The organism is Mesorhizobium sp. M0074 (assembly GCF_040322975.1).
Lineage (GTDB): Bacteria > Pseudomonadota > Alphaproteobacteria > Rhizobiales > Rhizobiaceae > Mesorhizobium.
On record NZ_JAMYUM010000016.1, the window covers coordinates 77,313 to 90,079 of the forward strand.

The following is a 12,767-nucleotide window of genomic DNA, read 5'->3' on the forward strand; positions in this document are numbered from 1 at the left end:
AACCAGAGGGCTGTGAGGGATCCGCTTGGCTGCGCTAGACCGATCGCTGATATCGCGGCTGCCGCTCTTCCAGGGACTGACGCCCGACGAGCAGAGCGAGATCCTGCGAGATGCGCGGTCGTCTCGCTATGCCAAGGAGACGACGATCTTCGCGCAGGAAGCCGATGCCCATTCCTTCTTCGTGCTGATCGCCGGGCACATCCGCGTGGTTCGCACCACGCCGGATGGACAGCAGGTCATCGCTAGATACATCAGCGAAGGCGAGATCTTTGGCGTCGCCGCAGCCCTTGGCCGGACGACTTACCCCGCCAGCGCAGTCGCGGCGGTGGACTGCGTGGTGTTGGCCTGGCCCAACGCGCTATGGCCGGAACTGGCGAAGCGGTTTCCTGCGTTTGGGGCGACCACCTACCGGACAGTCGGAAACAGGCTGCAAGAAACCCAGACGCGGGTTGTGGAGATGTCCACTGAACAGGTGGAGCAGCGCGTTGCTCACGCGCTGCTGCGACTGGCAAATCAGACTGGTCGGAAGACCGACAGCGGCATCGAAATCGACTTTCCGATCTCGAGGCAGGACATTGCCGAAATGACGGGGACGACACTGCACACGGTCAGCCGGCTGCTCAGCAAATGGGAAGAGAATGGGATAATTGCCAGCGGACGCCAGAAAGTCACTGTCAAGGACGCGCACCGGCTTGTGGTCCTCTCAGGGAGTCGAACCAAGCGCTGATTTATCACCTGCGCGCTCGAACAGCCGATTCCAAATCCACCAGGAAGGCGGTCTCATTGGTCTGATGCTCTCGGCACGCCTCAGCGACCGTATGGAAGGTACCGATTGGACAACCGACGCAAAGCATCCTGTATCTCAGCACGACAGCCACCGTTGCCGGCCATTTTCTCATGATCTCGTCGACGACCATGTCGGAATTGAACGAACTGAGCTCCTTCACGATGAAGTCTCCGCCATTGCGAAGCGTCTTAATAGATTCCTCTCAGGCCGCCTTCTTTGCGCTTTCGCAACTTTGATGAGCATTGCCGTTTGGCTAGGAAAAGCTAGACAAACGTCATGACCATAATTGCACCGATGACAATCAGAACAAGCCCGCCGATCAGCATAGGGAGCAGCGTGTTGTTCAGGTCGACGCCCGACTCGAATTGGTTGGCCACCGGTGTGTCATTTTTGTCTGGGTCAGTCATGCTTGTCTCCACGGGCCGGCAGACGCGAACCGCGCGGCGTTGTGGTTGAATTGTCGATCGAGGCCTTACCCATGCTTATCGTACGCCGAAGCTTCGTATGCAGGCAGCCCGCCGACAAAGTCCTGGGGCATCAATGCGACGTCGGCCAGCGTGTAACGATCAAGGGTGTTCTGGAAGGAGGCCATCGCGTCGCCGAACATTCCTGAAAGTTTGCAGCGGCCGGTGAGCACGCACTGATTTCCGGTCCCGAAGCACTCCACAAGCGCGAAATCTGGCTCCGTCAGCCGTACCACGTCGCCGATCCGGATCATCTCGGGGCTCCGCCCGAGGGCTAGCCCACCGGAGCGACCGCGGACCGCTTTCAAGTAACCGCCGCGAGTCAGGGTGTTGGCGACCTTGTTGAGGTGCGTTTTGGATACCTTGAACGTGCGTGCCACCTCCTCGATCGTGATCAGGCGATCACCGGCAGAGGCCGCGTACATTAGCATCCTCAAGGCGTAGTCCGAGAAATTGGTCAACCGCACTAACGGTTCCTCTTCGCAATTCTGGTACAGGAGCCACTTACAATCCAACCCCGCATCACAGGTCCTTCTCGACGATCGGTTCTATGCCCATCGTAGTCTCGCCACGGCTGAAGGCGACCGCGAGACGGAAGCTGTGAGCTATGCGCAGTGCGCGGTCCATGAACAGCGCCGCAACCTCGGGTGGGCAAACACGGCGCACCGTTGCGCGAAACAGCTTTAGCCAACGCCGGAAATGCGCCACTCCAAGGCCGGAGATCGCCAGGTGTGGCGGTAATGGACGGCCCTCATAACGGGACGACCGGAGCAGCGTAGCGGACCAGAAGTCGCACATCTTAGCCAGATGGCGCGGCCAAGCCTCAGGATGGATAGCGTTATGAAAGATGGGGCCGAGAAGGTCGTCGCGGCGAATCTCATCATAAAAGCCGTCAACCACAAGACGGATCATGGCCTCGTCAAGCACGTCTGGCAACGGGGTACCACCGATGACGATCGTTTTGTTGCTCCGACCATTCGCAATCATGTGCATGCTCTTGGTTTTCGAAGACCCAAAGACCTCAAAATAATTCCCACACTCAAACAGCTCCGCAACGCACCGAGTGAAGTCGCGTCCACGATGACGATTGATGCATTGGCTTCAAAGGAGACCTTCGTCGGTATGGGTCGGAATCGCGCCTTAAAGAAACATTGTCAATATATCTTATTGGCGGGCAGCTCGTGGCTAGAGGGCCGGTCGGCTGTTTAATGAGAGTGGAGTTGCAGGCATTCGCGGGCGGTGTCCGCCGGAACGCCATCAGCCAGCAGGTGCGAAACATTGGGCGAGCAATGACCGCCCAGGAAATCGAGGAGCTGCAGCACGCGGCCTTGGTGACGCGATCTGCGGTATGCCTGCACGACCGCTCTATCGTTGGCCGGCTGCGTGCTGCAGCCGTGCGATCAGGTCGCGGTTACGGCAATAGTCTGGCGGATCATCAGCTTGCTGGTGTTCATCAAGCCAAGTCGAGCATTCATCCTGGTGCCCGCAGGAGCGACACCGGTCGACCGCTCGATTGGTGACGGCAATATGGTCCGGAACGATCTTCAAATATTTGTCGACGCCGAGCTTCTGCATCATGCGGCTCATCAAGGCGGTCCTGGCGTCAACTGAAATCAAGTAGTCGAGAAAACTCATGTCGTTTCGCTCCCGTTTTCTGGCAGATCATTGCGATATCGGCGACCGCTGCATTGATCTCGGTCAACAGGCGTCTCCCTCGTGGCGATATCGTGCGTGACTCAAGCGACGGGCGTGAAGGTCCTGATGCGACCGGCGGCTAATACAACATGAAGCGGTTGATGCTGCTCTCTTCGATCAGCGTACGCGTGACGCCGCCGAACGCCTATTCCCGCAGGCGGCTATGACCGCATGCGTGATGCCGTGGTGCTCGAGAAAGACGGGGACGTCCGCGAGGCTGTCATAGATGCTTTCGTCGCGTTTAGTACCGATTGCAGCGACAGGACTTCATTTGGCCTTGGCCAGAAAAGGGAATGCATCGGCTATCGCTCGCCGCGCTGCCGGTGTCTTTCCAGGCAGCCAGCACGGTTTTTGCAATGACATGTTCGACATTGCTTGCGGTGACCAGGACTGGCCGGCCGGTGCCGAGTGTCGAATTCGGCACCCAGTTCGGCGAGCCGCTTTCCAATTTCCGTTCGCTGAAACTGCATGATTTCACCTTCATGGACCAACCATGCCGTCGCCGGCCGCGATGAGCTGCGGGACGTCTGCAGCCGCCAGGCCGATAAGGTGAGCCCCGAACCGTTCCGCAGGCTCGATCCCCAACTTCACCATGGCTGCAGGAGGTGCATCTACGGCAAGATTTAAATAATTGACTTGTAGCACATTTGTGGTCGGCTTTCGCTGGAGCGTTTGGATGCTATGATGAAGTGCATCCGCCGGCACTCGACGCCTTGATGCGTGTCAAATGACACTACTCACCGGATCCCGAACCTCTGACTACGCCGGTTTTTGCGTGTGCAGAAAGAGCGATGAATGATAGTTAGACTGCGTTGCGGGTTCCCTGATCAAAGGACTTGATTTGGACGACAAACAAACACGTGACCTGTCGACCGGCGTTCGCGCCGAAGGGCGGGTCGCGGCCGAACACGACCGGCTCTCCCAGATGTTCGAGCAGGCCCCTGGTTTCATGACCTTGATGCGTGAGCCGGGTCATGTCTTCGAGCTGACCAATGCCGCCTATCAACGTCTGATTGGCCACAGGCAAGTGATAGGAAGGTCGGTACGCGAGGCCCTGCCCGAGCTCGAAGGCCAAGGATTCTATGAACTGCTGGACCAAGTATACGAAACGGGCAAGCCCTACAGAGGTCAAGGCGTGAAGGTCGCCCTTCGCAACAAGGACGGCGAGCCGGTCGATGAACGCATCCTCGATTTCGTATATCAGCCCATCAAGGCTGACGATGGTCGCATCACTGCGATCTTCGTCGAAGGCACCGACGTCAGCGAACTCTCCTATGCAAACGCCGCACTTCGACTGCGCGAAGATCATTTGCGTTCGATCCTGGCGACAGTGCCCGATGCAATGGTGGTCATCGACGAACAAGGCCGTATTCAATCCTTTAGCACGGCTGCCGAAACGCTGTTCGGCTACCAGTCCAGCGAAGTCATCGGCCAGAATGTCAATCTGCTGATGCCGTCGCCCTACCGCGAAGAGCATGATGCCTATCTTCACCGCTATTTGGCGACAGGGGAGCGCCGGATCATCGGGCTCGGTCGCATCGTCACTGGAATGCGCAAGGACGGCTCGACCTTTCCGATGGAACTCTCTGTCGGCGAGATGCATCCGGGAACCGGGCGCTTCTTTACCGGCTTCTGCCGCGACTTGACCGAACGCCACCGGGCGGAGGCAAGAATACAGGAGCAGCAGCTGGAGCTTCTCCACATGGCGCGGTTTACTGCGCTCGGCGAAATGGCCTCGACACTTGCCCACGAGATCAACCAGCCGCTCACCGCCATTACGAACTACCTTAAAGGCAGCCGGCGGCTTCTCGAAAAAAGCATGGAAGATAACGCGCCGATGCTGAGGGAGGCCGTCGAAAAGGCAGCGGAACAGGCCTTGAGGGCCGGAGACGTCATTCGCCACCTTCGGGACTTCGTCGCAAGAGGCGAGAGCGAGCGCCAGGTCGAACGGCTGCCGGCGATTATCAAGGAAGCCTCGTCACTGGCCCTGGTCGGCGCAAGAGAAATAGATGTCCGCGTCAGCTACAACCTTGATCCCGCCGCCGAACTGGTCTTGACCGACCGCATCCAGATTCAGCAGGTTCTGCTCAACTTGATGCGCAACGCGATAGAAGCCATGCAAGGCGTGCCACGCCGCGAGTTGCAAGTCATAACCGCGGCCCGTGACGACGGCATGGCAGAGGTAAGCGTGATCGACACCGGCACTGGTCTCGCGCCGGAAGTCTCCGCCCAGCTTTTCCAGCCATTTGTCACCACCAAGAAACAGGGCATGGGCGTCGGCCTCTCTATTTGCCGTACCATCGTTGAGTCGCATGGTGGCCACATCTGGGCCGAGGCAATACCGACTGGAGGAACCGCGTTCCGGTTCACCTTGCGCATCGTGGAGAAGGAAGAGGTCGCCGATGACCGGTAACCATCTGGTGCACGTGGTCGACGACGACGTCGACGTTCGCAAATCGCTTGGTTTTCTCTTGGCGACGGCTGATTTCGCCGTGCGCCTGTACGAATCGGCGACAGCTTTTCTGGCTACGGCCACGGGCAATCTCGACGGCTGCATTGTGACCGATGTGCGCATGCCGGGCATTGACGGCATCGAGTTCCTGCGACAGCTCCGGAGCCGCGGGCATACGCTTCCGGTCATCGTCATGACGGGTCATGCCGATGTGGCCCTCGCTGTTCAGGCGATGAAGGAAGGTGCCGCCGACTTCATCGAAAAGCCGTTTGACGACGAGGTGCTGATCGAAGCGATCCGCTCCGCATTGGACAGTCGCAATCGGACGGAGGCGACACACCCACAAGGCGTGGAAATCCGTGGTCGTCTGGCGGCCCTGTCGGAGCGGGAGCGACAAGTGCTGGACGGCCTTGTGTCCGGCCTGCCGAACAAGACGATTGCCTATGACCTCGGCATCAGCCCGCGCACGGTCGAGATCCATCGCGCCAATGTCATGAGCAAGATGGCCGCGAGCAGTCTGTCGCATCTCGTGCGCATGGCTTTGGTTGTGGAGTCCAAACGTTAAAGCGAGTCAGTAAGAGACCTGTGGTTGTTTGCCGGGATCGCATCCGGCACCCAGTCTCGCCAGTGGGTCGGGTGAACGTCGATGCGTGCGCGGGTGGCGGCGTTCTTCCAGCCTTCCCGCTCCTTGATGCAAGGAAAGACAAGCGCATGTTCGCCGTCCTCGTCGAGGACGGCCAGTTCCAGCTCACGATCGAACGGAGCGCTTGAGATCGGCTTCCACATCATCCCCTATGATGGGTGGGAGCAGCAGGCCCCGCCTTGATCTGGATCATTTTCCAAATCCCCACTCCGGTATGGACGCTGACACTGACGTGGGCCGCCATGCGAGTCCCCGGCGGGCCTAGCCATGGTTGTCGATTCATCTGTCGGCCGACCGACTCCTTGATCGTGATCAATGACCTCCCTGGCGGCAGGGCTACGATCCGCGATGCCGAATACCAGAGTCGATGGAGCACCGGCGACACCGTGCTGTCACGAAAAACAGGAGATCGCGCCGATGCTGATCCGCACGCTTTCTGCTTTGGAATGTACAAAATTGCTGACGGCCAACCGGGTCGGCCACTTGGCATGCGCTAAGGATGGACACCCCTACGTCGTGCCATTCTACTATGCCCACGCCGACAATCACCTCTATGCATTTTCCATGCGGGGCAAAAAGGTCGACTGGATGCGTGCCAATCCGCTGGTGTGCGTCCAGGTCGACGAACGCGGCCAAGGGCGGGCATGGAGAAGCGTGGTTGTCGATGGTGTCTATGAAGAACTGCCTGATCGGATCGGCTACAAAGTTCAGCGCGACCATGCGTGGTCGGTGTTGAGCAAGCACGTCGACTGGTGGGAGCCTGGCGCTCTGAAGCCGGTTACGCCTCCTGTTTCGGACAGCACTCCGCATGTTTTCTTCAGGATCGTTATCAAGCAGGCATCGGGTCGGGAAGCAAAGGAATAGCGTGCTTCCCGTTCCGAACAGCGCGGGCGCACAGCCGCTGTGGATTGTGCCGTGCAATCCGTTTTCACGCCAATTCGTCCATCGCGCAAAAAAACATTGGAAGTCCGAGCCAGCTTGGGGATAGGCACTCTGTGGCGCATGTATACCAGTGGTGAAGGGCGATGGCGCAGGAAAATCTGGTGGTGTGCAGCAAATGCGCGGAATCAATCGACTGCCGCCAGCGCGCGATGCCAAAAACGCAAAATGCGGAAAGTGCGGGAAAAAGCTGTTCTCAGGCCACCCCGAGGACGTCGATGCACGAACGTTCGATCGTCAGCTCAAGCGAGGCACCCTTCCCGTTGTCGTGGATGTCTGGGCGCCATGGTGCGGGCCCTGCAAGATGATGGCGCCCGCATATGAAGCCGCAGCAAACGAACTGGAACCGCATGTTCGCCGCGCTCGGCCTCATGTTCGCAACATGTAGCGTTGTCATGTTCGCGGTCCAGGGACTTGTCTTCTCGCCGCTCGTCAGCCCGGCAGCGGCGAGGCTGCTTGTGGCTCCTGCCTTCCTGGTGATGGCGATGGGTCTGGCGGTTGTGCCGATACTTGCCGGGCTCACAGAAATGCTGTTTGCGGTTTCCGTTGTTTCGGCTTCGGCCGGCGTGATCAGCCCGCTGCCCGCCTACTGGGTGTCGCGCATCAGTGCACGACGCCAAGGTATGGAACTCGGCATCGAGTCGGCAGCGGTCAGCCTCGGGCGTTAGTGGACTCCGCGGCCGCCGGCCTGCTGTTCGGGGTTCCCCGGGCTGGAAGGCGCCGCCTTCTTCGCCGCTGCCGCAGCAATGGGCCTCGCCGCGATTGCAAGCCTGAAGCTGCCGCTGCCATTGGCGCGCGCACATTCCGAGGCGCGGTCGAGCCCTGCCGACCGAGCGGACGCAGCAGTTTGATCCACGTCATTGCGAGTGCGGCTGCCAGGATGTGAAATACAAAAAACAGGAGATCGCATCGATGCTGATCCGCACGCTGTCTTCACTGGAATGTACGAAGTTGCTAGCGGCCAATCGTATTGGCCACTTGGCATGCGCGAAGGACGGGCAACCCTACGTCGTGTGTTTCAACTACGCCTACGCTGACACTCACCTCTACGCGTTTTCCTTGCTAGGCAAGAAGATCGAGTGGATGAGAGCCAATCCCTTGGTGTGCGCCCAGGTCGAGGAACACGGCCAAGGACGCGGATGGAGAAGCGTCATTGTCGACGGCCGCTTTGAAGAACTGAGTGACCGGACCGGCCACGAGTTTCAACGCGGTCATGCATGGGCAGTGTTGAGCAAGCACACGGACTGGTGGGAGCCTGGCGCGCTCAGGCCGATCACACCTCCCGTGTCAGACAGCACACCGCACGTTTTCTTCCGGATTCTCGTAGAAGAAATTTCGGGCCGGGAGGCAATAGAATAGGCTGTTTTCCGGTAGATTGACGCGTTGCACGGAACGCAAGCACCTGGCTGACAGTGGATTGCGCCGGGCCGATCGTTTTCAGCCTTTGAATTCTCAGCTCGACATTTCGATCGGCGCCGATGATCGCGAACGTGTGCCGGTGGCAAGGGGAAGCTATAGATCGCGCGAACTTGGCCGCTTTCGATGGACCATGCCCGCGCCCAACTCAAGGAAGTTTCTTCTCTACCTGCCCTGGATGAGGTCCATGACAGGCGGGAACGTTAGCAATACGCCTACCGCCAGCAACGCGAAGGACACAGAAAGGACCTTTGTCATTTCCACGTTCTTTGGGCCCACCTGCGCGAAAGGATAAACCAGGCAATCAACCAGACGATGACTGCGCTGGTCGAGACGCCGGACAAGGCGCCGGTTGGTGTATAAAACGTGAAAAAGTGGTTGAGTGATGTAAAGGCATCGCCGGCCAAGGCGAATATCCCCATAGCGGCAGATCCAATTCCAGCGGCCAGGATGGCGGCCGCACCGGGACCGTTGGGAATCTCGTCAGGCCTGATAGGCTTGATATTGGCCATGACTATTCGCCCTCCTGTTCACCGGCGATGATTTCAATCATCGCGCCACCACGAACCGGGGCGTATTTGTTGAGAAACGCCCCGAAAGCACCCGCTACACCAGCCGCCACGAAGGCAACAACCGCGAAGCCGATGACGGCCGTGCGGATTTCTTTCTGCCTGGCCAAAGCCGGTCCGTATTTGGCGAAGACATAGGCGACCATCGTCATGGCAATTGGCGCAAGCCAAGCCACGTGTTCTTTCCACTCCATCCCCAAGCTATGCCACGCGGATGTCTTCGGGTTGGAGGTCAGCAGAAATTTTGGATAGTCCGCCAAATCGGTAACCCCTGGGGGCACCGCCGATCGATAGCACGGATACACTATCTAGGCACCCGACAGCACCGCACCCCAGGCAAGGAAGACCATTATCGAGAGATAAAGCAAAAGCAGATTGTGTTCTCTGGCGCTTGGGATGGATGGGGCTCCAGGCGCAGACATTCGATAAAGTTCGGCAAGCGCCGCCGAAAACGCCAGCATGAACAGCGCCCCAAACCCCATGCCGTGGAATACTGTCATAGACTGGAATCAATTTGCGATATTTTGTGGCTTCATTTCCTGCTTCGTTATCCAAGGCACCTAGCCGCAGCTATTGGCGGCCGGTGCCAATAAGGTCGCGAGCACGGATTCGATCCCGCATCCGTCGAACGTGATTTCCATAGCGGTTTGCTGGCCGGGGCCGGCGCCGAATTGTCCGGGAACGCTTCGCCAAAGGAAAGGTCGTGACTACGACGCTCCCCTGTTTCAGGGCTTTGTTCATTCGCCCGCGGCCAAGCCGATCAAGCAGTTGGTGCCGGACCTGGTTCAAGCTCCCTCAACCAGCCGCCCTCGAACCCCGCCCGTTGCAAGCCGCTGCGGATGTACCGGCACGAGCGCATCAGCAGCCACAAGAGGCCGCTGCGGTCGTTCTCGATCATCAGGACAACCGGGCCTTCGTTGAGGCCGAAGTGCCAAGGCGAAACCCACCATCCAAAGGCGTTGCCGAATGTCCCCGGATGCGTCGGGTTGAAGGCCGCCTTGAAGCCATAGGCCTTGGCGGCCTTGAGCTTGGCCTGGTGGATGCAGAAGCTGATCGCCGGTCGGACGATTTCAGGAGCAAACGGCAAGGATGCCGCGACAGCCCACGGGGCGAGCGTGCCATCGTCGGGACCATAAGGAACACCGCGCCCGACATAGCCCTCGAACCGGCGCTCGATGCCGTTCAAGTTGAGTGTCGAAGGGCCGGGACCCTCGCTTGCGGTGATGCCCCAGCAGTTTTCGCCATAACCCTCGAATCCACGCGGATTGTCCACGGCGTAGCGCTGCTGGACGAAGGTGGCGCGTCGGCTGTTTTCGAAATAGTCGCTTCCTTTGCAGCGCATGAAGGCATCCTGCACGCCACGAAAATCGATCCATACGTGCGAGAGCTGGTGGATGAACAGCGGTCCCGCATAGAGGTAATCGTAGCCGTAACAGGTCTCCCATCGGAAGGTCGCGGTCCACGCAGTGTAGCTGCTCGGGGGCAAAGGGTGTGTCGGCGAACCTAGTCCCAGGACATAGAGCAAGAGCGCTTCGTCGTAGCCTTGCCAGCGATATTTCAGGAACCCGTGCTCAGGAGTCCAGCCATGGGTTACGGTGTCTCCCCCGTCCTGTGCCCAGCGCCAGTCGGCCCGGTGGTAGAGCGCTTCCGCTAAGCCGCGGATCTCGGCTTCGGCCTCGGTCTCTTCGTCGAAATACTGCCCTGCAGCCAGCGCGCCAGCCAGCAGCAACGTGCTGTCGATGGTCGACAACTCGCATTGCCAGGCCCGTCGGCCGGTCTGCATATCCAGGAAGTGGTAGAAGAAGCCGCGATATCCCGTGGCGTCCGGTTCCAGGCCCTGTGGACTGTTCCAGAAGAAGCGCAACGTTGTCAAAGTGCGTTCAACAGCCGCGGCTCGCGTCATGAACCCGCGCTCGACGCCCACTGGATAGCATGCCAGCGCAAGGCCGGTGGCCGCGATGCTTGCCGGCCAATTCGCCTCGGTCTTGTCCACGATGAGACCGTTGGCGGGGTTCGCCTCATGGATGAAGTAATCGAATGTCTCCCGCTGCAGGGCCGCAAGATCGTCTTGCATGGCTGAGGTGTTCGCGACGCTGTTGGTCTCGGGAGAATGCGCTCGCATCGCGGTGCGTTCCCCCCCGCTGTTCACGGATGCGCCAGACACAGATGGTCGAACACACCTTTGACGCCCCTGACGCCTTCGGCAACCACGCGCACAGCATCCCGTTCACTCTGCGATCTGACCGCACCCGAAAAATGCACCAGGCCATCAGTCACCATAAGCGTTAACGCGTCTGCTTCGACCCCTGCGTCCTCTCGCAGCCGTGTAAGAATGCTGCGCCGGATCGCATCGTCACCTGCCGCCGTAGCGTCGTCAAACCTCGTCGCAACGACGACGCGCAGAAGATCGGCGCGGCTGACGACGCCGACCAGACGCTGTCCTCTCATCACCGGAATGCGCTTTATGCCGTGCTCCTGCATCAGCGCAACAATTCGCGCTATCGGGGTTTCCTCGTCCGCCACGATGACATCCGAGGTCATCAGATCCGCCACTTTCCAGCTGTGGCCCTTCACATAGCTGCGCGGTGCACCTATCGGAAATACTGGGGCACCCAGTTCTGACCTGCGCAGGAAATCACCCTCGCTCACAATTCCAGCCAGGCGGCCTTCGTCATCGACGACAGGCATGCCGCTGATGCGATGATCCAGCATGATCCGCGCTGCATGTCTTACGCTGTGGTCAGGCGACACGGCAACAATGTTTGGACTCATTACATCCTTTGCTTTCATCTGCCTCATCCTTGGCTCAGTTCAAGTGAACAGGCGCCCGAGCGCCAATCGGCGGCATCGTACCGTAAATGCCGCCGACCTCTTTGAGGCAAGTCAATGCCGGTTCCGAACCGACCGGTGCGGGCGACTCGACTGCTCCCACAACATGTCGAGCGGCTACCGGAACACATGACCGCCCCCGAAGCGGTTTTGATTTGTATCAATGTCGCGCTCACCTCGACGGGTGACTGTGCCATGCGACCTCGCGGATTGATGTCTGCGCCGACGCGACAAGTGCCTCGAACATGCGATCCCTGGCGGCCATGGCTGATACTGTCTTCACCGCAAGAGCGCTGACCAAAACCTACACGTCGGGCGAGACGCAAGTGCTTGCGTTGCGTAAGCTGGATCTTGAGATCGCGGCGGGAGAGATGGTCGTTCTGCTTGGACCGTCGGGCAGCGGGAAGTCGACCCTGCTCAACATCATGGGCGGGCTTGACCACGCCACGAGCGGCCAGTTGTTCTTCAGGGACCAGGTACTGACCAACCTCGATGATCGGGGGCTGACTGCCTATCGGCGGCAGCACGTCGGGTTCGTTTTCCAGTTCTACAACCTGATCCCCAGCCTGACCGCTTATGAAAATGTCGCTCTCGTCACGGAGATTTCCGATCATCCGATGCGCCCGGAGGAGGCTTTGGCGCTAGTCGGGCTTGAACCGAGGATGCACCATTTCCCGGCTCAATTGTCCGGTGGCGAACAGCAACGCGTGGCCATTGCCCGTGCCATCGCCAAGCGCCCGGACGTGTTGCTTTGCGACGAGCCGACAGGCGCGCTGGATTCCAAGACAGGCATCCGGGTAATCGAGGCACTGCTCGGCATCAATGCCCAGCTTGGCACCACGACACTCATCATCACGCACAACGCCAGCATCCAGGATGTCGCCGACCGCGTGCTGTTTTTCGCCGACGGGCAGATCTCCAGAATCCGCAAAAACGAGGTTCGCCGGACTGCTGCGGAACTTGTCTGGTGAAC

General features: G+C 59.4%; 19 protein-coding genes and 1 pseudogene. 9 read left to right on the forward strand and 11 right to left on the reverse strand.

Annotated elements, in window-relative coordinates; all coding sequences use genetic code 11:
- Positions 1-25 precede the first annotated feature (25 nt).
- Entirely contained in the window at positions 26-727 is a 702-nt protein-coding gene (locus NKJ73_RS21405) for a Crp/Fnr family transcriptional regulator (RefSeq protein ID WP_352570954.1), read from the forward strand.
- A 4-nt stretch (positions 728-731) separates the two neighbouring features.
- Here NKJ73_RS21405 and NKJ73_RS21410 read toward each other — a convergent pair whose 3' ends face one another.
- From NKJ73_RS21410 to NKJ73_RS21430, 5 genes are all read right to left on the reverse strand, one after another.
- Entirely contained in the window at positions 732-917 is a 186-nt protein-coding gene (locus NKJ73_RS21410) for a DUF1858 domain-containing protein (protein WP_352455630.1), read from the reverse strand.
- Between the two features lie 133 nt (positions 918-1,050).
- Positions 1,051-1,194, reverse strand: coding sequence for a hypothetical protein (locus NKJ73_RS21415; protein ID WP_352455556.1), 144 nt, complete (start codon positions 1,192-1,194; stop codon positions 1,051-1,053).
- Between the two features lie 65 nt (positions 1,195-1,259).
- Positions 1,260-1,718, reverse strand: coding sequence for an RrF2 family transcriptional regulator (locus tag NKJ73_RS21420; RefSeq protein ID WP_352455555.1), 459 nt, complete (start codon positions 1,716-1,718; stop codon positions 1,260-1,262).
- 55 nt (positions 1,719-1,773) lie between these two features.
- Positions 1,774-2,244: a group III truncated hemoglobin gene (locus NKJ73_RS21425; protein WP_352455554.1), complete on the reverse strand. Its 471-nt coding sequence runs from the start codon at positions 2,242-2,244 to the stop codon at positions 1,774-1,776.
- A gap of 372 nt (positions 2,245-2,616) precedes the next feature.
- Positions 2,617-2,886 (reverse strand): DUF6455 family protein, encoded by a 270-nt coding sequence (locus tag NKJ73_RS21430; RefSeq protein ID WP_352455553.1) that lies wholly within the window; start codon positions 2,884-2,886, stop codon positions 2,617-2,619.
- A 353-nt stretch (positions 2,887-3,239) separates the two neighbouring features.
- On the opposite strand from NKJ73_RS21430, the gene NKJ73_RS21435 reads away from it, so the two are divergent.
- The 3 genes from NKJ73_RS21435 (at position 3,240) to fixJ (ending at position 5,963) form a co-directional block, all read left to right on the forward strand.
- Entirely contained in the window at positions 3,240-3,461 is a 222-nt protein-coding gene (locus NKJ73_RS21435) for a hypothetical protein (protein ID WP_352455552.1), read from the forward strand.
- Between the two features lie 410 nt (positions 3,462-3,871).
- Complete coding sequence (locus NKJ73_RS21440; RefSeq protein ID WP_352455629.1) at positions 3,872-5,359, forward strand: PAS domain S-box protein; 1,488 nt, start codon at positions 3,872-3,874, stop codon at positions 5,357-5,359.
- A complete protein-coding gene (gene fixJ / locus NKJ73_RS21445; protein ID WP_352455551.1) occupies positions 5,349-5,963 on the forward strand; it encodes a response regulator FixJ in 615 nt (204 codons plus the stop codon). The genes NKJ73_RS21440 and fixJ overlap by 11 nt, the downstream gene beginning before the upstream one ends.
- Here fixJ and NKJ73_RS21450 read toward each other — a convergent pair.
- The gene (locus NKJ73_RS21450; protein WP_352455550.1) at positions 5,960-6,184 is read right to left on the reverse strand and encodes a hypothetical protein; all 225 of its coding nucleotides are present in this window, start codon (positions 6,182-6,184) and stop codon (positions 5,960-5,962) included. The two genes, fixJ and NKJ73_RS21450, sit on opposite strands and share 4 nt — an antisense overlap.
- A 274-nt stretch (positions 6,185-6,458) precedes the next feature.
- Between NKJ73_RS21450 and NKJ73_RS21455 the strand changes: the two genes are divergently transcribed.
- The 4 genes and pseudogenes from NKJ73_RS21455 to NKJ73_RS21470 all read left to right on the forward strand — a co-directional run bounded on the left by NKJ73_RS21455 (position 6,459) and on the right by NKJ73_RS21470 (position 8,339).
- Positions 6,459-6,905, forward strand: coding sequence for a pyridoxamine 5'-phosphate oxidase family protein (locus NKJ73_RS21455; RefSeq protein ID WP_352455549.1), 447 nt, complete (start codon positions 6,459-6,461; stop codon positions 6,903-6,905).
- 161 nt (positions 6,906-7,066) lie between these two features.
- Positions 7,067-7,338: pseudogene (locus tag NKJ73_RS21460) on the forward strand (thioredoxin domain-containing protein); the annotation flags it as partial.
- Positions 7,301-7,648 (forward strand): hypothetical protein, encoded by a 348-nt coding sequence (locus NKJ73_RS21465; RefSeq protein ID WP_352455639.1) that lies wholly within the window; start codon positions 7,301-7,303, stop codon positions 7,646-7,648. The pseudogene NKJ73_RS21460 and the gene NKJ73_RS21465, both read left to right, overlap by 38 nt.
- Before the next feature lie 244 nt (positions 7,649-7,892).
- Positions 7,893-8,339 carry a pyridoxamine 5'-phosphate oxidase family protein gene (locus NKJ73_RS21470; RefSeq protein ID WP_352455548.1) on the forward strand — a complete coding sequence of 149 codons (447 nt, stop codon included), beginning with the start codon at positions 7,893-7,895 and terminating at the stop codon, positions 8,337-8,339.
- Positions 8,340-8,650: 311 nt separating this feature from the next.
- On the opposite strand, the gene NKJ73_RS21475 is transcribed toward NKJ73_RS21470, so the two are convergent.
- The 5 genes from NKJ73_RS21475 to NKJ73_RS21495 form a co-directional block, all read right to left on the reverse strand.
- A complete protein-coding gene (locus NKJ73_RS21475) occupies positions 8,651-8,908 on the reverse strand; it encodes a hypothetical protein (RefSeq protein WP_352455547.1) in 258 nt (85 codons plus the stop codon).
- 2 nt (positions 8,909-8,910) lie between these two features.
- The gene (locus tag NKJ73_RS21480; protein ID WP_352455546.1) at positions 8,911-9,225 is read right to left on the reverse strand and encodes a hypothetical protein; all 315 of its coding nucleotides are present in this window, start codon (positions 9,223-9,225) and stop codon (positions 8,911-8,913) included.
- Positions 9,226-9,273: 48 nt separating this feature from the next.
- Complete coding sequence (locus NKJ73_RS21485) at positions 9,274-9,465, reverse strand: hypothetical protein (protein ID WP_352455545.1); 192 nt, start codon at positions 9,463-9,465, stop codon at positions 9,274-9,276.
- Positions 9,466-9,725: 260 nt separating this feature from the next.
- The gene (locus NKJ73_RS21490; RefSeq protein ID WP_352455544.1) at positions 9,726-11,087 is read right to left on the reverse strand and encodes a glucoamylase family protein; all 1,362 of its coding nucleotides are present in this window, start codon (positions 11,085-11,087) and stop codon (positions 9,726-9,728) included.
- 23 nt (positions 11,088-11,110) lie between these two features.
- On the reverse strand, positions 11,111-11,755 hold the full coding sequence (locus NKJ73_RS21495; protein WP_352570955.1) for a CBS domain-containing protein: 645 nt from the start codon (positions 11,753-11,755) through the stop codon (positions 11,111-11,113).
- 302 nt (positions 11,756-12,057) lie between these two features.
- On the opposite strand from NKJ73_RS21495, the gene NKJ73_RS21500 reads away from it, so the two are divergent.
- Positions 12,058-12,765 carry an ABC transporter ATP-binding protein gene (locus tag NKJ73_RS21500; RefSeq protein ID WP_352455542.1) on the forward strand — a complete coding sequence of 236 codons (708 nt, stop codon included), beginning with the start codon at positions 12,058-12,060 and terminating at the stop codon, positions 12,763-12,765.
- The last annotated feature ends 2 nt before the right edge of the window (positions 12,766-12,767 follow it).